The 18,117-nt window shown below is 58.1% G+C and carries 19 protein-coding genes; 3 read left to right on the forward strand and 16 right to left on the reverse strand.

Going from position 1 to position 18,117, the window contains the following annotated elements; genetic code table 11:
- Positions 1 to 96 precede the first annotated feature (96 nt).
- The 14 genes from IPP95_13260 to IPP95_13325 form a co-directional block, all read right to left on the reverse strand.
- Entirely contained in the window at positions 97 to 948 is an 852-nt protein-coding gene (locus IPP95_13260) for a GntR family transcriptional regulator (protein QQS72129.1), read from the reverse strand.
- A gap of 31 nt (positions 949 to 979) precedes the next feature.
- On the reverse strand, positions 980 to 1,279 hold the full coding sequence (locus tag IPP95_13265; protein QQS72130.1) for a hypothetical protein: 300 nt from the start codon (positions 1,277 to 1,279) through the stop codon (positions 980 to 982).
- A 115-nt stretch (positions 1,280 to 1,394) separates the two neighbouring features.
- Complete coding sequence (locus IPP95_13270) at positions 1,395 to 2,771, reverse strand: YHYH protein (protein QQS74273.1); 1,377 nt, start codon at positions 2,769 to 2,771, stop codon at positions 1,395 to 1,397.
- Positions 2,771 to 3,862 carry a c-type cytochrome gene (locus IPP95_13275; protein ID QQS72131.1) on the reverse strand — a complete coding sequence of 364 codons (1,092 nt, stop codon included), beginning with the start codon at positions 3,860 to 3,862 and terminating at the stop codon, positions 2,771 to 2,773. The genes IPP95_13270 and IPP95_13275 overlap by 1 nt, the downstream gene beginning before the upstream one ends.
- A complete protein-coding gene (locus tag IPP95_13280; protein ID QQS72132.1) occupies positions 3,852 to 4,505 on the reverse strand; it encodes a hypothetical protein in 654 nt (217 codons plus the stop codon). The genes IPP95_13275 and IPP95_13280 overlap by 11 nt, the downstream gene beginning before the upstream one ends.
- Positions 4,506 to 4,537: 32 nt before the next feature.
- Positions 4,538 to 4,990 (reverse strand): hypothetical protein, encoded by a 453-nt coding sequence (locus tag IPP95_13285; GenBank protein QQS72133.1) that lies wholly within the window; start codon positions 4,988 to 4,990, stop codon positions 4,538 to 4,540.
- Positions 4,987 to 5,262: a hypothetical protein gene (locus IPP95_13290; GenBank protein QQS72134.1), complete on the reverse strand. Its 276-nt coding sequence runs from the start codon at positions 5,260 to 5,262 to the stop codon at positions 4,987 to 4,989. Before IPP95_13290 ends, IPP95_13285 begins: the two co-directional genes overlap by 4 nt.
- On the reverse strand, positions 5,262 to 5,831 hold the full coding sequence (locus IPP95_13295) for an RNA polymerase sigma factor (GenBank protein ID QQS72135.1): 570 nt from the start codon (positions 5,829 to 5,831) through the stop codon (positions 5,262 to 5,264). Before IPP95_13295 ends, IPP95_13290 begins: the two co-directional genes overlap by 1 nt.
- A gap of 146 nt (positions 5,832 to 5,977) precedes the next feature.
- Positions 5,978 to 7,684, reverse strand: coding sequence for an NAD(P)/FAD-dependent oxidoreductase (locus tag IPP95_13300; protein ID QQS72136.1), 1,707 nt, complete (start codon positions 7,682 to 7,684; stop codon positions 5,978 to 5,980).
- A gap of 144 nt (positions 7,685 to 7,828) precedes the next feature.
- A complete protein-coding gene (locus tag IPP95_13305) occupies positions 7,829 to 8,386 on the reverse strand; it encodes a DUF4256 domain-containing protein (GenBank protein QQS72137.1) in 558 nt (185 codons plus the stop codon).
- A 33-nt stretch (positions 8,387 to 8,419) separates the two neighbouring features.
- Positions 8,420 to 10,135: a DUF2207 domain-containing protein gene (locus tag IPP95_13310; GenBank protein QQS72138.1), complete on the reverse strand. Its 1,716-nt coding sequence runs from the start codon at positions 10,133 to 10,135 to the stop codon at positions 8,420 to 8,422.
- Positions 10,135 to 10,692 carry a LemA family protein gene (locus tag IPP95_13315; protein ID QQS72139.1) on the reverse strand — a complete coding sequence of 186 codons (558 nt, stop codon included), beginning with the start codon at positions 10,690 to 10,692 and terminating at the stop codon, positions 10,135 to 10,137. Before IPP95_13315 ends, IPP95_13310 begins: the two co-directional genes overlap by 1 nt.
- Positions 10,693 to 10,769: 77 nt before the next feature.
- Positions 10,770 to 12,053 (reverse strand): hypothetical protein, encoded by a 1,284-nt coding sequence (locus tag IPP95_13320; GenBank protein ID QQS72140.1) that lies wholly within the window; start codon positions 12,051 to 12,053, stop codon positions 10,770 to 10,772.
- Positions 12,054 to 12,116: 63 nt separating this feature from the next.
- Positions 12,117 to 12,500 (reverse strand): VOC family protein, encoded by a 384-nt coding sequence (locus tag IPP95_13325; protein QQS72141.1) that lies wholly within the window; start codon positions 12,498 to 12,500, stop codon positions 12,117 to 12,119.
- A 313-nt stretch (positions 12,501 to 12,813) separates the two neighbouring features.
- Here IPP95_13325 and IPP95_13330 point away from each other — a divergent pair, with 313 nt between their 5' ends.
- The 3 genes from IPP95_13330 to IPP95_13340 all read left to right on the forward strand — a co-directional run bounded on the left by IPP95_13330 (position 12,814) and on the right by IPP95_13340 (position 15,300).
- Positions 12,814 to 13,164 (forward strand): hypothetical protein, encoded by a 351-nt coding sequence (locus IPP95_13330; protein QQS72142.1) that lies wholly within the window; start codon positions 12,814 to 12,816, stop codon positions 13,162 to 13,164.
- Positions 13,165 to 13,367: 203 nt separating this feature from the next.
- Entirely contained in the window at positions 13,368 to 14,615 is a 1,248-nt protein-coding gene (locus tag IPP95_13335; protein QQS74274.1) for a thermonuclease family protein, read from the forward strand.
- Positions 14,593 to 15,300 carry an MjaI family restriction endonuclease gene (locus IPP95_13340; protein ID QQS72143.1) on the forward strand — a complete coding sequence of 236 codons (708 nt, stop codon included), beginning with the start codon at positions 14,593 to 14,595 and terminating at the stop codon, positions 15,298 to 15,300. Before IPP95_13335 ends, IPP95_13340 begins: the two co-directional genes overlap by 23 nt.
- Before the next feature lie 134 nt (positions 15,301 to 15,434).
- On the opposite strand, the gene IPP95_13345 is transcribed toward IPP95_13340, so the two are convergent.
- The gene (locus IPP95_13345) at positions 15,435 to 17,303 is read right to left on the reverse strand and encodes an Nramp family divalent metal transporter (protein QQS72144.1); all 1,869 of its coding nucleotides are present in this window, start codon (positions 17,301 to 17,303) and stop codon (positions 15,435 to 15,437) included.
- A complete protein-coding gene (locus IPP95_13350; GenBank protein QQS72145.1) occupies positions 17,300 to 17,980 on the reverse strand; it encodes a metal-dependent transcriptional regulator in 681 nt (226 codons plus the stop codon). The genes IPP95_13345 and IPP95_13350 overlap by 4 nt, the downstream gene beginning before the upstream one ends.
- Between the last annotated feature and the right edge of the window lie 137 nt (positions 17,981 to 18,117).

Here is an 18,117-nt window from a genome sequence, read left to right on the forward strand (position 1 = left end):
CGTGTTTTAGTCGCGGAAAAGTACTGTGCACGGCTTTCGTGAAGATGATGTGGCCCAAGTCCGATCCCCGGAATCAGGCCTGGTGGCGAGGTACGACTATGTGCGCTCCACTTCACCCACCCACACGATGCCCTGCTCCTCGATCCGCACCTTGCGCTCCTTATACAGCGCCCCTAATGCTTTCTTGAAGGCCTTCTTGCTGATGCCGAACACCCGGTAGATCTCCTCCGGCGAACTCTTGTCCGTCAACGGAAGGAAGCCCTCGTGCTGCTTCAGTCGTCTGGCCAGTAGCACGACGTTGGCATCGTTATAGTGATCGTAACCGATCGGCTGCAGCGTGATGTCCAGCTTGTTGTCGGTGCGCACTGTTTTTACGAAGCCGCTGATGCGATCGCCCATGGAGATCGGCTTGAAAACGTCGTTGGCGTGTACCAGACCTTGGTGCTTGTCATTCACGATCACCGACCAGCCCATCTCGCTGCGACCGAAGACCAGGAGCTCCACTGCATCACCTTCTGCCACGGACAGTTCCGAATTGTCAAGGTGCTTATCGATGCGCGTGCTGCCGTAGAGCCGGTCGGTCTGCTCATCCAAGGCCATGTAGGTAACGTACCATCGACCTTCCTCCAATTTCTTCTGTTGTTCTTTGAACGGCACCAACAAATGCTTCTCCATGCCCCAGTCCATGAAGGCGCCAAGGCGGTCCACTGCAAATGTGCGCAGGCTGGCGAAGCCGTTCAATTGGATCCTCGGCTCCAGCGTGGTGGCCACCTGCCGGTCCTCGGAATCGCGGTAGACGAACACGCTGAGCGTGCTGCCTTGGTCGTGTTCGGCCGGGACGTATTTATTCGGTAGCAACACCTCGTTCCCTTCGCCATCACCAAGGAAAAGACCTACGCTGGTGTTGCGCAGAATGACGAGGTCCTGGGTCTGGCCGGTGTGGATCATCCGGCGAAAGGTAGGCCGTGCGTTGCCGTGCTTATTGTACGAAGTGGAACACCAGCAGCAGGATGATCGCCGCGATGCCGAGCAGGGAGACGATGAAAAAGTAGTCGGCTACCTTCTCCATCCGCATTTCCCGCTCCGGGTGGACCGTCCGGATGGAAGTGTAGGAAAAGAACGTGGAGATCGTGAGCAGCAACGCGATCACCGAAGTGAATTCGTCTATCAGGGTCGATTCGGCTGAATCGGAAACATGCAACGAAGTGATCACGAACAGGCAAAATCCCAGCAGGTTCGCCGAGGTGCCCAAGATGTGCTGCGAGGTGCTCTTCGCCATGTTTCGGTGGCGAATTTAGCGCGGTGCAGAGCGGGCGGAAGGAATATGGACGCCCGCCCGCGTTAAAACTGCGCAATAATCTGCTGACAGGCTCACCGACCAGTTCCGGCACCGCCTATTCCCGCGCCAGCACCACCTGCCGCACAATGCTGTTCCCGCCGTTGCTGAAGTGGATGAAGTAGCTGCCGCCATACAGACGCTGCGTGTCCAGGTGCCAGATGGTGCTGCCCTTCGCCAGCTTGGAGGTGTCCACCAGTTTGCCGTCGGCGCTGTACACCTGCACTTGGAGATCTTCTTTCAGCAAACCACCGACCTGCACCACGATGAGGTCCGTGGCCGGGTTCGGAAAGATCGAAAGGTGCAGTGCGTTCAGGTCGTTCCCTGAGACGTCGGTCGTGACATCGTACACGGTGGTCCCCTCACCTATGGAAGTGACGATGCGGTTCGCGAACGTGCCATGGAACGTGGGGCCCACCACGTATGGATAGGCCGAGTTCCAATTCGCCTTCACCGTGGCGAAGTAGGCGTAGGTGCCTTCGGGATATTCCGGGGTCACACAGAAGCGCCCGTTGTGGACATCCAAGTACTCTTCCTCTCCGGGGTGCGTGAGGAATTCGTAGTCCTCCCGGAAGTAGCCTAATGGATAGGTGCTGCTCACAGCGGGGCCGTCCGCGACATCGGTGCCGTCGGCCCAAACTGTCCGGGTAGTGATGTTGCGCATTTGGTACCCGGACTCGATCCTCGTGATGCCACCGCTGCCGTCCGCATTCATGAAGCCGTATGCCCCGTAGATCGGAAAGCCGTCGAAGGCGAAGCCGATAAGCGGCGAATGTTGCGTGCTGTCAATGCTGTATAGCCCGTCGGCATCGTAGAGGTCGCAGATGGTGGAGATCACGTTCAGGTCCAGCTTGAAGGCTGAAGGGTTCTGGTGGTGGTGGTAGTTGCCCATCGCCGGGTGCGCCTTTGAGCAATCAAAGCCGCCCTTCTCGGCCAGCACCGCGTCACGGTTCCAAGAGGAAGTGGCTCCCGGTCCGCCGGGGCAGGGTGGGTTACCGGGACCGCCACAAAGCGCGTTTGTGTTCGAGTTCCATCCGGTGCCGTCGCGGTAGTCGAAGAGCGCTACGCCGTTGATGAACACGCCGCAGTCTCCGCCGACGGTCGTGCTGGCTGTGCCGGTATTCTCCACCGGGTGCCGGGGCAGTTTCACGATCTTGCTTTGGTTTGTGGCGATGGACGGATTGCCGTCGAGGAACGGGCCGGTGGGGTAGGCCGGGATCCCGGTGGCGGTGACGTACACGAAGTTGTCCGAATATTCCACCTGCTGACAGTTCACCAGGATGCCGTTGGGGATCGCCGTGGAATTGCCGGACATGTAATAGGTGCCGGTCTGGCTGGTGTTCTGCAACCACGATGTGATCTCCGGGCCGGTCTGTGCATGGCTAGTGATCGCGACGCAGGCCAACAGGGCCATTAGGGAAGTTCGGTCCATCATCATCGTGTTTCGTCCGGGTTAGTGGTGTTGGACGACATCGTTGCATCATTCCTTCGAACGGCCGTTTCTTTTCGGGGGAAAGCATGTTCCGGCGCGAAGAGGAACGGTTCGTCGGTGAGCGTGAGCAAAAAAGCCACGAGATCCACCTTGTCCTCCGAGCCAAGGTCGATCTTTTGCTCAAGTACCGGCGCGAGCGTGGGCCCGTGCTGGATGCCGTCGCTATAGTGCGCCACTACTTGCGCAAGCTTCTTGAAACGACCGTCGTGCATATAGGGTCCGGAGAATTCCACGTTGCGCAGCGAAGGGACCTTGAACTTCAACGAATCCTGCGGATCACCGGTGATGTGCATCCGGCCGGTATCCTTCAGGAGCGTGTCGATCGGCAGTCCGTTGTTGGCAAAGGCGCCGCTGGTGAACAGAGGCTCGCGATGGCAGCTGTTGCAATGGGCTTGGAACAAGGCGTAACCGTGTTGCTCCTGCACATTGAACACCGCGCCCTCTTCATGGCGCATCATTTGGTCGTATTTGGAACCGGAGGAGATCAACGTCAGTTCGAATTGCGCCATGGCCTTCAGCACGGTCTCGCCGCTCACCTTTTTCCCGAACACCGCTTGAAATCGCTCCCGGTATTCAGGCGACCGTTCCAGCTTCTTCACCACGCCCGCCATGCTTTCGCCCAATTCCGCACGGTTCGAGATCGGCGCCAGCGCTTGCATGTCAAGGTGGTTCACCGCGCCGTCCCACATGAAGGACTTGGACCATGCGAGGTTCACCAACGTCATGGAATTGCGCGTGCCGATGCTGTCGTGGATGCCGTGGCTCAACGCGTGGTCAACATGAGTGAAGGCGGTGTAGGAGAGGTGGCAGTTCGCGCAGGATTTGGTGCTGTCCGCAGAGAGTATCGGATCGTAGAAGAGCTGTCGACCAAGCGCGATACCTTCCTCGGAAAGCGGGTTCCGGGTGAAGTCATACGTCGGCTTGGGCCAACCCTCCGGGACCTGCAGTTTCACGAAATGCGGCCCCGTGCCGGAAGCGGTGATCGCGATGTAGGTCGCGGCGATCAGGATGAATGGGACCACTTTATTTCGCATTGTCGCAACGAAAGATCGTGGCAGCGGTCCCGCCCAGTTCATGCGCTGCTTCACCGGGCGACATCACGTTGTAGCGTGTCCGCAGGTCGATGGCGCTGAGGAAGGCATCCAGGTCGATCGTGATGTTCTGCTCCCCGGCGCTGAACATCGCCAGGTCGATCGTCCGGAAGAATGCGAACGGCGGGAGATAGCCGCCCAAGTGGAAGAGGAAGCCCCCGTTCGGCCCCGCCGAACTTGGGCTGTGGCCTTCCAGCTTCATGCAGATATAACCGCTGTTCCATTCCCAATACATGCCTTTCGTTGGATCGAGATCACCGCCCAACGCACCGGATACCGAAGTCAGGCTGTCGATGCCTAACAAGAATTCCACATGGTCCCACGCCATCCTCAGCGGGACGGTGAGATGCACTTCCAAGGTCTTCGGATCTGAGGCATCGAGGAGGTGATAGCTGTCCGTCTCCTCCCAGACCACCTTCCCGTCGGCGATCAGCTTGAACGCACTGAGGTAGCACTTGAACGTCTCTATGTACGAGGATGATGTTGGCTCACCATCCTCGTACGGGACCAGTGCTTTGCCTTGGTACAACGGTGTGAAGTGCAAGTGCACCGGCTCCGACTTCTGTGCAGCCAAGGTGAGGCTCATGCAAAGCGCAGGGACGAAAAAAAGCGGCCGTGTCATGGCCTTTCTTGTCGTGGTGGCGGCCCACGGAACAGCTGCGTCAATTCTTGGCTCAGTGCGATGAAGTCCGCACGTTGTTCCGGTCGGCAGATGGCTTCGATCGCTTCGAAGTGCTTGAAGTGTATCAACTCGATCTGCGCCTGCACCACACCGATGGCCGTGGCGATCGAATCCGCGCCTTCACGGCCGGGTTTCTGCAACAAGGCGTACAGCTCTTCCCGTAAGCGCTTCTGCTGAGCCGTCTTTCCGTCCACCCATCCCTGATGTTCTCCGATGGTCTGCTCGTAGGCACTGATCTGCTTGGCATCGAAATGGAGCCGCTCGATGATGCTCCGTTTCGGACCCTCCTGCTGGGGCGGAGGTCCATGGCTGAGGAGGAACGCGACCAAGGCGACATTCAATAGGACCAAGGCCACCACGGCGAGGATCAATATGCGGACCTTGGTCATCGGTAGAGTTGTTCGGAGGGTGAAAGGGAAAGGTCCGTGGCTAACTGTTGGACATCACTGGTGGTATGATCGCCGGCACCGGCCTGATGATGGTACGCCACAGCGTTCGCAGTCACCAGTAGAAGCAACGTCAGGGCCATGCCCACGGCCCACGTCAGGGGCATTTTCTCCGCACGGACAGCGGCGATGCGCGCCTCGATGCGCGTCAGCAGGAACGGCGGCGGATCCACCATCCCGACGCGTCCTAAGGATCCAAATTCGTTCGTTCCCATCAGCTGCTTGGTTGCTTGGACGACGTTCCGGGGGGTCTTCCTTCGCTGTCCATCATTTTCTGTTTCAAATTGGCCTTGGCGCGCGAGAGCAGCGATTCCACCGCCTTCACGGAAAGCCCCAGGATCGCTGCGATCTCCTGCTGCTCCAGCCCGTCCACGGCCTTCAGGATCAAGATGCTCCGTTGGCGGGGTGGCAGCGTATCGATCAAGGTGAACAAGGAATGCACCGCCTCCCGGTCCTCCAGCAGCACGCCGGGGTGATCGTAGTCGGGAAGTGCAGCGGCGGGATCGCGTTCTTCTTCGCCGAAGAACCGCAGATGGAAGCCCGCGCGTTTCTGCCGTTTCCGGGCCTTCAGCCGATCGAGGCATTGGTTCACCGTGATCCGGAAGATCCACGTCCGGATGCTTGACCGCCCGGAGAAGCCCGCCAATTTCGCATGCACTTTCACGAAAACGTCCTGGGTCACCTCCTCCGCTTCCTCCCACTGCTGCAAATGGTTCAGCGCGATGTTGAAGACCATCTTGCCATGGTCGGCATACAGTTGTGCTATGGTGTCGGAGGCTTTCAAGGATCAGGCGGGGCGTAGGGTAATGATAGCGCCCGTTCGTTGAAGCGGATCAAAACATGCCGTTCCCCTTCGCGGGCACCATCGGCACCCGCTGGATCGGATCCCAATGTAGGCGGCATGCTCCCTGGTAAAGTCCGAATGGCCCGTTATTCTCCAGTGATCGTTTCCTCCTGTTCCGCGTCGTGCGGACCGGCTTCGGCCCTTTTCCTCCGCATGTCCATCTTCCGCTTGATCCAGTCGGGATGATCGCTCGCATCCTCCGCCTCGTAAATGTGTACGGTTGTAGGACCATCGGTCTTCAGCAGCTCCTCCGGGCGGCATCCGAGGATGACCGCCGCGGTCTGCACGCCGGAATACCCGGCATCCGCGACACCATGGGACTGGATGCTGGCGCCGTAGAGGTAGAGGTCGGCGATCTCGGCCTTTGGCCGGAAGGCGAAGGGCCCGATCTGCTTGAGCACCTTCTCCGTGCCGTAGACCGAACCGTTGGTGGAATTGATGTAGAACTCGTTCGTCAACGGCGTTCCGAGCTCCTTCTGCACCACGTGTTCGCTGATGCCCGGGACCACCCTTTCCAGGGTCTTCATCATCTTCCTCATCAGCAGGTCCTTGAGGGCTTGGTAGGCCGGGGAGCGGTCCGGTCCTTCTTCCGCGAAGTCCTTGAAGGCCCGGTGGTCCACGTAGGTGATGGCCTCGATGCAATGGTGCCTGCCGTCGAAGCTGGAGGGGTCCTTCAACGTGGTGCAACTGATGAACATACCGGGGAACTCCGCCCCGATCGTAAGGTCCGGCCCCATGAGCTGGGCATAGAGCTCGTCAGCATCGAGGTTTTCCGGGGCGATCCAGATGTTGCCGGAATCCAGGCCCGCCTTGCGCAGGTCCATGTCCACCGTGAGGAAGAGCATCAGCGAGGTGCAGGAGTAGGTCGTCCGGTCCAGCTTCTTCACCAATTTGGGGCTCAGGTGCTGCTCGCCCACCAAGTGCCGATAGGTGGTGGTGGGGTCCGCATTGCTGATCACCCGTTTGGCCCGGATCTGCTCGCCGTTTTCCAGCTCAACCCCGACGGCATGCTTCTTCTTCGTCCCTTCCACCAGAATGCGCCGCACCCGCTGCGAGGTGCGCACTTCGCCACCTTGGCGTTTGATCGCATTGGTCATGGCTTTTACCATGGCACCACCGCCGCCCATCGGATAGTAGGCGCCCTCGAAGTAGTGTGCCATCACCGCGCAGTGCAGGGGAAAACTGGCCCGTCCCGGCGGTAATCCATGGTCGCCGCACTGGATGTTCAGGATGTTCTTCAGCAAGGGGTCTTTGATGTACCAGCCGATCACCCGCTTCAGGCTGAACAAGGCATACTTGCCCATGTACCGGGTGCGCCAAGGGATGGTGACATTGTCCCAGAATCCGCTCATCTTGGGGATCAGCATCAGCTGCGCGGCCACGGTGCGCACCATGTTCAGGTATTCGGTCAAGTTCTTGCGCTCCTTCGGAAAGCGGGCCGACAAGTGCTCGATCAGTTCATCGTGTCCCGCAGGCAGGTGGAAGCGCTCATCGCCGATCCAGCAGTGCTCATAGCCTGCCGGGTTCATACGGAAGAACACGAGGTCGTCCGCGATCCCAAGGCCTTCGTACAACTCACTGGTAGACTCCCCTTTGCCCAGAAGCCCGACGTAATGCACACCCGGTGTGAAACGATGCCCGTTCAGGTAGAAGCTGTGGCACCAGCCGCCGGGCACATCGTGCTGCTCCAGCACCACCACGCGTTGGCCCGCGCGGGAGAGGCAAATGGCCGCGGCCAGGCTGCCTGCGCCCGAACCGATGATGATGGTATCGATCTCTGCGTTGTTGTGCATGTGCTGTTCAGCTCTTTCCCGGCCATGGTCCATAGCGAAGCAACAACAGTTGCGGCGCTGGGTTTGCTTACCCGGCAAAGATGCTCCCTATTCCGTGGCGGCTCCAGTGAAGCGCAGGCAGAAATGTCAGCGCCCAATGATCGATCATACCCGCAACACCCCCCGAAAGCCCCGCACCCCATAGTACGACTGTGCCCCGTTGTGGTAGGTGAACACCTGGTCGTAGCGGCGATCGCAGAAGAGCGCGCCGCCAAGCTTGCGTACTGCAGGTGACGTCAGCACCCAGCTTGATGTCTTCAGGTCGAACTCACCGAGTTTTTGCAACTCCAGGTATTGCTCTTCGGTCAAGATCTCGATGCTCATCTCAGCGGCCATGTCCATCGCGCTATTCGCCGGCCGGTGTTCCTTTCGGCTCTCCAAGCTTTCGCGGTCGTAGCAAACACTGCGGCGGCCTTTCGGGCTTTCCGCGGAGCAATCCATGAAGATGAACGCACCGCTCTTCTTGTCCCGGCCCACCACGTCCGGCTCGCCTCCGGTCTCTTCCATGGCATCCAGCGCACGCAGCTTTTCCGGATGCGCCTTCAGCCGGGCTACCACGTCAGCCCATTTCAGGTCCTTGTGCCGGGGCATGTTCTTGTCAAAACGGGCTTGCAATGCGCTGAGCAATGCATCCCGCTGATCCACTGAAAGTTGTTTGTCCATTCGATCCGTTGATCCGCTCTTCGTGAGGACTTACTACCATCCGCCGCCACCGCCGCCACCGCCGCCGCCGCCGGAGAACCCACCACCGCCGGAACCCCCGCTGCTGCTGGAAGGCGGTGTGCTCGAGGACCGGACACTGCTGGAAAGTGAGGAGTTCATATGCTGGGAGAACATGCCGTAATTCATAATGGAACCACTGTACCAGCCGGGATGGTAGCTCTTGTCGATAAGGGCCTTGCCGATCATGTCTTGGAACCGGTCGCCCCAGATCTTTTCCACCTTGAACGCAATGGCATAGGGGAGGTATTTCTCAAAGACCTCGGGCGTCATCGTGGGCGGGTTGAAGTGCTGGATCTGCTTTTCCTCCGCCGCGCCCAAGTACATCTTGAACCCCAGCAGCCTCGACCGCAAGGCCTGCTTTTCAAGGCTGGGCTTCTTGATGAGAATAATGTAGATCAGGAACAGGATGAAATTCACCGCCACGAAAGCGATCATGTACACTGCGTCATATCCGTCCCAACGTTCGCTGTGCAGGAAAAAAATGGCCACTACACAAGCGATGACGGTGAGGATCGGGATCAGCCAGAATTTCAAATTGTTGCCCTTATTGAGGAATGCGTTCCACTGCGATGTGAGCGAGGATTTGAACTCGGCGGCCATGCTTTGCACACGCGGGTCATACGTGCCGTCGAAAACAAAGCCTTCCGGGCCTGAGTTGAACAACCGGCCATAGAGCTCCTGCTCCTCCTTGGGCAGGCCCGTGCCTCCCTTCAACCTCACGATAGTATAGATCTCCTTGGTGATCAGGCCCAGTAGCTGTTCCTCTTTTCGCTCATCGATCCGGATCAGTCCCTTCACGGCAAGGTCGATCATGGCAGGGGTGATCAAGTAGTTCTGGAACTTTCCTTCCATCACCATGCCTACCGAGGCCGGTGACATGGCATCAGGTGGCTCGAAGAGCGGGATCACGGTCGGCAGGTCCGGGTCCCGGCCGAACCGGATCCACGTCACGATGTAGTAAAGCAGGAGCAGTAGTGTGATGATACCGCCGATGATCGGCACGGCATACTGCTCGAAAAAAGTCGGTGGCGGCGGTTCGGCCACCACGCCTTTCTGGAAGCCCACGGCTACGGTCAATCCTTCGTAGTTCTGCAAGGCGCGCCCTTGGAAGTTGACCGTGTGTCCATTGATGATGGAATCCGTGCAAGCGCTTTCCGTGGAGCCGTATTCCCCCGTGTAGCATGCGGTCTGTTTCACTTGGGCCGCAGGGGGCAAATGAATGCTCGCCGAAACGCTGTCTATCCGGAAGTCCCAGCCATTGCCATTGACGTTCCAGTAGATCTCATCGTAGCTGGGGAAGAAACCGACCTGGCCCTTTGTGGAATAGGTGATCCGGTAGCGGTAGTCCCCGGGTTCCAGCAAGGTGTTCTTTTCGCCTATGTAAATGACGAACTGCCCGGCTTCCTTTTCGGTGTGGTAAGTCGCAGCCTCACCGTTCACTTGGATATCGCTGATGTCATACCGCACATGGATCTCCTTGCCGCTGTGGTCCACGAAGGAAAGCGGCAACGTCCGGACGATACCGCGTTTGAAGTCGATGCCCTCCACATGCGCATTGATGTCCTCCGTCACCGTTAACCGGCCATCGGGTGCGACCGTCAGGTCCGTGTGGAACGAATTGATCTTCTCGGTCTGTCCGAAGGCGGACAACACGCCCAGCACCGATGCCAGCAGGAGCCAGCGCCGCATCACGAGAACTTTACCGAAGGAGCCTTCTTCTCTGCTTGGTCGTCCAGCTCGAAGAACGCGGACTTGGCGAAGCCGAACGAATTGGCGATCACGTTGCTCGGGAATGTCTCGATCAGCGTGTTCTGGTCGCGCACATTGCCGTTATAGTAACGCCGCGCCTTCTCGATATCGCTTTCCACTTCGGTCAATTTGTTCTGCAGGTCCAGGAAGTTAGCGTTCGCCTTCAAGTCCGGATAGCGTTCCGCCACCGCCATGAGGTTCACCAGCGAGCCTTTTAGCGCGTTCTCCGCAGCCTGCTGCCCTTCCACCGTGGTGGCCTGCTGCGCTGCGGCCCGGGCGCGGGTCACGTTCTCGAAGGTCTCCTTCTCGTGCGTGGCATAGCCCTTAACCGTTTCCACCAAATTGGGGATCAGGTCATAGCGCTTCTTCAGTTGCACATCGATGCCGCTCCACGCCTCGGCCACCAGGTTCTTCAACTTTACCAACTGGTTGTAGATCCCGATGGCATAGAATGCTACGATCACTACAAGGGCAACGAGAATGGCTGCGACGATCATGTGGTGGGATTTTGGGTGGAAGGAAGGTCGAATATAGCGCGATGCGGACTTGCCCGAGCGCTTTGGCAATGATCCCCTCAAGCGAAAACCGCATACAGCCCCCAGTAGGCGAACAAGGCGACCAACGCCACATAGATCGTACTGTTGAGGGTGAACAGCCATCTGGATGTGCCTCGCCAGGCCTTCTCCTTCACCACCTTCCGGTTGATCAGGAGCAAGGGGATGATCGCAAGCAGGATCACGAAGGGGAGGTAACCCGCAAGGGTCAATAGCATGGATCCGGGATCCCGGTAAGGGGCAGGGAAATAGAAGATGCCCATCTCCGTAGCTAATTTGAAAACGTAATACATCAAGACCAAGCTCACCGCCGCTAGCATCCATTTGTACCCGGCATAGGGCGCCGTTCTGTTGCGGAAATAGCTCAAGGGAAAGTAGATCGCTGAAAGCAGGAACAGGATGAAGCAGAAGCGTAAAAACCCGTCCAGGGCGGAACTGTTCAACGGTGTTTTGAAACGCAGCAGTTGCTGGTACTCCTTGTTCGGGGGGAACAAGGACGATATTTCATAGGAGTGGTCACCTCGTGCAAGTTCCGCGGCCAGATCGAATTGAACAGGATGCGCGTAGTCATGATAGAAGAACAGGTCTACGTTCCCCTTCTGCAAGTCCCAGATCGACGTCAGCAGGGTGCCGTCCCCGTGCTTCGCGCGGCAGACGTGCATGGTGTCCGAAAGCGCGGTGCAGAAGGCAAGTGAAGTATCGATCTTGTATTGCAGGAAAGCGGTCCCGTTGATGTAGCGTTGTTGCGTGATGCTATGGAAGTCACTGACGGTGGAAGGACAGAAATTCGCGATCACATAGGAGGCATCATCGCCGAGTGTCAGCGTGTAGGGTTCCACCACGAGGTACCTTCCTGAGCGGTCGGTGTAGAGGAACACATCGTTGCTGAGCACACTATGATCGTATTGCTCGATGTAGGCTTTTACCTCCTCCACCGTCCTGCACGCGTGCAGGATGTCCTTCAGGTATTGCACTCGTCCGGGGATCGGCTTTTTGCCCACGGCGGGTGCGCCGTTGTCAGGCGTTCGCGTGGCAAGGGTTCCGAATGAAAGGCCGTACACGTTCATGCCGGCCTGCGGGGAGAAGCCTGCCGCACCCATGTCGTTCGCGCCCGTGAAAGCCGCCCCGAATCCGGTTGTTTCGAACCAGATGCGCGGGTGTTCGAACCACGTATCGTAATTCATGCCATAACGGGTGGCTCCCCCGACGGTGACTTTGTATGCGCTGCACGCAGGAACCCGGTCAACGGAGAAAAACAACACGATCGCCAGCAGCGATACCTTGATGATCTTGGATCTGTTCATGGAGCGATCGGGAACGATGTTCCAACGGGATCATGAAGGAAAGATTATCAAAGGCCTGTCGATCTACTCACTGTCGCTCGGTTCCCACAGCTCCACCTTGTTGCCTTCAGCATCCAGGATGTGTACGAACTTGCCGTAGTCGGATGCCTCGATCTTGTCCACGATCGTCACGCCTTCCTTTTTCAGTTGCTCCACCAATCCTTCCAGGTCTTCCACCCGGTAGTTGATCATAAAGTCTTTGGTGGAAGGTTCAAAGTAGGTCGTGTTTTCGGCGAACGTGCTCCATTGCGTCACCCCTTTTTTGCTCGGGTCGGCTTCCTCTCTCCACTCAAAGCTCGCCCCGTACTGGCCCGCGTCCAATCCCAGGTGCGTGTTGTACCACTCATTCATCTTCTTGGGGTCTTTGCACTTGAAGAAGACGCCGCCGATGCCCGTTACTTTTTTCATGGTTGCCTGTTGGTTGGGTGGTTCAGTCGTGACGGTTTTGGATGCGAAGCCAAGTCCGAAAGTAACGGCACATGCCAGCGTTATCAAGAGCGGCTTTTTCATGTCTAGAAGATGGACTTGTTCTGTGTTGCATTCCTCCTCGCTGCCAGATAGAAGGACACGTCGAATATAGACGTCACTTGTCTTCGCAGATAAGAGATGTACCCGAAATGGTCTGAGGACATGGGAAGCCTTTGCTCCGTTGATCACCGGCCCACGGCCAATGTCGTACCTTGGATGTGTCATTAGCAAACCGTTCAATCCTGCAACTGAAATGAAAGCCATGATCTGGATCGCCGCACTGCTATTCCTCACCGTGGATGCCACTGCCCAAACGCCTGCGGGCGCCCCTTCCAGCGCGGTGCTGCAGAGCTGCTTCATGGGCACGCCCGCGGCCACTTGGACCAAGTTGAAGCTCACCAGCGATCAGATGGAGCGCTTAGGCCGGGTGCAGGAGGCCTGCAAAACGGAATGCGACCTGCCGAACGTGAAGAAGGAGGAGGACCCGATCTCCCATTCGGGTGGCGACATGATCATGACCGAGGTGAAGAACATCTTGACGATGGACCAGTATGCGGCTTGGTTGGCCTATTGCGAAGGGGGCGGCGGGGCGGCCCCGAAGTGAAGGACGCAGTGCAACAGTCTGAAGAGTGCCGGAAGCGTTTTCGTTTTGAGCGATCGCTCAGCATGCCCCCACAAGTCCTACCGGCCTGTTTCTGTCAGGAGCGCCCTTTAGTATAGGGGTCCGAAGGACTTGCGGGAGCGGGGTCTATCTTCGGCGGACCAATGGGTACTACGCACAAGATCATTACCGGGGACAGCCGGACGATGGGCCACCTTCCGGACGCTTCTGTCCAATTAGTCGTCACCTCACCGCCGTACTGGCAATTAAAGGACTATGGCTCAGTCGACCAGATCGGTTATCATGGCAGTTATGAGGAGTACATTAACGACCTAAACTTGGTTTGGCAGGAATCCGATCGTGTGCTCTCTCCGGGCTGCCGTCTGTGCGTCAACATCGGCGACCAGTTCGCACGCACGGTTTACTATGGACGTTACAAGGTGATCCCGATCCGCACGGAGATCATCCGATTTTGCGAAGCGTTGGGCTTGGATTACATGGGCGCGGTGATCTGGCAGAAGGTCACCACCACCAACACCACCGGCGGAGCGGCCATAATGGGCAGCTTCCCGAATCCACGGAACGGAATTTTGAAAATCGACTACGAGTTCATCCTGATCTTCAAAAAGCCCGGTACCGCGCCCAAGCCGACGCCGGAGCAGAAGCAGCTTTCCGCAATGACCACCGAACAGTGGAACCAATACTTCGCCGGCCATTGGAGTTTTGCAGGGGCCAAGCAGGATGGGCACTTGGCGATGTTCCCAGAAGAGCTGCCGGCTCGGTTGATCCGCATGTTTTCCTTCCACGGCGAAACGGTGATGGACCCTTTCCTAGGCAGTGGCACCACGGCCATGGCTGCAAGAAACCTCGGCCGTTCCTCGGTTGGGTATGAGATCAATCCGGACTTCATCCCGGTGATCAAGAACAAGTTGAACGTGGCTCAAGGCGACTTGGCGGGAAGCCGCTATGAATTTCTTCACGAAGAACGCGCCGCAGTTTCCGAAGAACGGACGGCCCGCTTGCCATACGTCTTCACCGATCCGCATAGGATGGACAAAAAGATAGATGCGCGGAAATTGACCTTCGGGTCGAAGATCGCCGAAGGCAACGCTGCCCGGGAGGAGTTCTTCACAGTGAAGGAAGTGCTTTCGCCCGAAATGGTGCGCCTGAGCAACGATTTGGTTATCCGCTTGATAGGCGTGAAGCAACGTCCTGAAGATGCATCCGCTGCGAAAGTTTGGTTGGAAGAAAGCACTAAAGGCCAGCGAGTGTACTTGCGGTACGACAAGGACAAGCACGACGAACAGGACCGTTTGCTTGGCTACCTCTACTTGAAAAATAAGACCTTTCTCAACGCCCACCTGATTAAGAAAGGTTTCGTGGACGTTGATCCCATTCGTGATTTCAAATACAAGGAACGATTTGAACGCTATGCCGAAGAAGTTGAAGCATAATTCCAAACATTACTCGTTGGAGTTCGGCAAGAAGGAAAAGGTGCTCAACTATACGAGCCAGACCTACCAGCTTACACGTCCGGCGAAAGTGGGTGCAGTGATGTCACTAATTCGCGAATGTCAACCAGCGACCATCGAAGAATGGAAGGACTGGTTCTTCGAGCACGCGAGCACAGCGGCTAAACAACCTACGCGAGTAACGGAGGATAGCCTGAGAGAGCTTGGAGAACGCCTGTACGAGAAAATCGTGGAAGTGGTAATCCCGGACTGGACCATGGCCTTCCAACAGGTGACCAAGCAGGATTGCATCGACTACGTGTACAACCTCACTATCAATCGCACCTATGACGGCTACCTGCGGGAGAAATCCGTCGTGTTTGATGAATTGGCGGATCGCTTTCCATTTGTTAGGTTCGAGGAATCTGACGCGGAACTGGACCACGCTGGGGACATCGACTTCCTCGGTCATGTGGGTGAGCGTGCGTTCGGCCTGCAGATCAAACCCGTAACCGCAAAGGCCAACTTCGGCAACTATTCTCCGAGCGATCGCATGCGGGCCAGCTTCAGCGAATTCACGCAGCACTTCGGCGGCAAGGTGTTCATCATTTACAGCTTGGGCGGTGAAGTGGCGAACGAGGATGTTGTCGAGTTGATCGAGGCGGAGGTGGGGCGGTTAAGCGCATGACGACTCGTTTGTTGGACCGTGCCATTTGTTGAGGATAGTCCCGAACACGAGCATTATCACCGGAAGGAAATAATGGTCAAAACGCACACTTTTGAGTGTCCCCAACAGCTCGCCAATTGTATCGTGGCAGCTGATCACTTCACCACCAGCACTGGCACCTTCACCCTATGCCTTACCGCATCCACGGTAGCGCCGAAGAGCAGGTCCTTCAGGCCGCGGTGGCCGTGCGAGCCCATTACCAGGAGTTCGGCCTCGCTCTTGTTCACCAATGTGGCGATCGCTTCCACCGGGCTGCCTTGCCCCACCACGGCCTTAGCGGTATAGCCGGCTTCGCGGAGCTTTATGGCATAGTGCTCCAGGTTGGTGGCATCGTCCACGGCCTCGCGGTCGCTGGTGAGTTCGCCTAGGTAGCGCGCGGCAGCGCTCTCGGTGATGTGGATCAGGATGTACTCGGCCACCTTTCCGCCTTGGGCGATGGCCGCGTTCAGCACGCGCTCGTCCAACGGCTTGAACTCCACGGTGATGGCGATGCGTTGCGGTGGGCGCTGCTCCTGCACCTTCAGCTCGGGCAAAGTGCCGTCGATATGTCGCTTGGCGGGTCTCAGTTTCACAAAGAACGGCTTCACGGTGATGTAAAGCAGCAGGATCCCGGACAGTACGATGATCGGGATCACGAGGAACTTCACCCAGATCACATGTGAGCCACCTTCTTTCAGCCAGCCTTGCACCTTCTGTACCACTAACTGGGCGTTCAGTACCACGATGATGAGCGCGGTGCTCCACGCCAGCAGTTGCACCCAGGGCTTGATGGCGAAGGTGCCCATGCGCTTTTTGTCCGAGGTGAAGTGGATCAGCGGGATCACGGCGAAGCCTAATTGCAGGCTGAGCACCACTTGGCTGAATACCAGAAGTTCGCCCAAGGATCCCGGACCGAAATAGATGATGCTGACGATGGCGGGAATGATGGCAAGCAAGCGGGTGATGAGCCGTCGCAGCCACGGGCGGATGCGCAGATCGAGGTAGCCTTCCATCACGATCTGCCCGGCGAGCGTGCCGGTGATGGTGCTGCTCTGCCCCGCGCCGATGAGGGCGATGGCGAAGAGGGCCGGCGCCATGGTGCCGAAGAGCTCGCCCAGCAGTTCGTGCGCCTGGTCGATCTCGGCGACATCGAAATGGCCTGCGGTGTGGAAGGCGGCGGCGGCGAGGATGAGGATGGCGGCGTTGACGAAGAAGGCGAGGTTGAGCGCGATGGTGGTGTCGAAGAAGTTGAAGCGAATGGCTTCGCGCATGCCCTTGTCGGTGCGCTCGAAGCGGCGCGTCTGCACCAGCGAGCTGTGGAGGTAGAGGTTGTGCGGCATCACGGTGGCGCCGATGATGCCGATGGCGATGTAGAGCGCCTTGTCGGAGAGTGTGGAAGGGATCAGGCCTTGGAGCACATCGCCCACGACGGGTTCCACGATGAACATTTCAGCAAGGAAGGAGAAGCCGATGAGCGCGACGAGCGAGAGGATGAAGACCTCCATTAAGCGCATGCCCTTGTTCATCAGGAAGAGGATGAGCAACGTGTCGAGGCCGGAGATCAGCACGCCCCAGAGCACGGGGAGGCCGAAGAGGAGGTTGAGGCCGATGGCCATGCCGATCACCTCGGCGAGGTCGCAGGCGGCGATGGCGATCTCGGCGAGCACGTATAGCGGGATGTTCACCAGTGGCGGATAGGTGTGCCTGCTGGCCTGTGCGAGGTCGAGGCCGCGCACGATGCCGAGCCGGGCACTGAGGCTTTGCAGCAGCAGCGCCATGAGGTTGCTCATCAGCAGCACCCAGATGAGCTGGTATCCGAAGGCGGATCCGCCGGCGATGTCAGTGGCCCAATTACCGGGGTCCATGTAGCCCACGCTCACCAAGTAGGCCGGTCCGAGAAAGGCGAGAAGCCGGCGCCAGCCCTTCGCCACGGGAATGGCCACGCTGGAATGCACGTTGCCTAAGGAGCGCCGGTCGTGCGTCATGGCTTCCGGTTTTTCCCCGTGGGAAGGATCTCCACCAGCAGGTGCGCGGCCACTAGCGCCGAGAGGGTGAGGTGAAGCGCTTTTCCGCCTTGCAGTTCCACGCTGTCATCGAAGGCATGGCGGGCGACCACCTCGAAGCGCATACCGATGCCGACGCCTTTTTGGTCAAGCAGGTGCAGCAGGGTGTCGCTGCCGTCCTTCACGGCGGCGATGCGGACGTGCGTACCTGAGGCGCACTCCATGAGCGAGGTGGTGTCGCGCGTATGCATGCGCCCATTACGATCAGGGATGGGGTCGCCGTGCGGGTCGAAGGCCGGGTCGCCGAGGTAGCCGGCCAGTTTATCGGTGAGCTTTTCGCTGTGGACGTGCTCCAACTGTTCGGCCACTTCATGCACTTCGTTCCACTTGAATCCGAGCCGTTCAACTAAGAAGGTCTCCCAAAGGCGGTGCTTGCGGACGAGCTTCAACGCGGCGACCTTGCCTTTGGCGGTGAGCTTCACACCGTAGTAGGGCTCATGCTTCAAGAGGCCCTTCTCGGCGAGCTTCTTCAGCATCACAGTGACGCTGCTGGCCTTGATGTTCAAGCGTTCCGCGAGGTCCTTGGTGCCTGCGGTGGCACCATCCTGCAGAAGGGTATGCACGGCCTTGATGTGGTCCTCCTCGCTGCGGGTGAGCATGGCGACAAATGTATGGTGAAATAAAATAATTAGATAAAGCTAAATTGATGATCAGTGATCGGGGCTCCGTAGGTCACAGGGATAGCCGCCATTTTCCATTCAGTAGCGTACTGCTCCGCGCACAGTGCGAGATCCTG

It is taken from the genome of Flavobacteriales bacterium (assembly GCA_016700415.1).
Lineage (GTDB): Bacteria > Bacteroidota > Bacteroidia > Flavobacteriales_F > PHOS-HE28 > PHOS-HE28.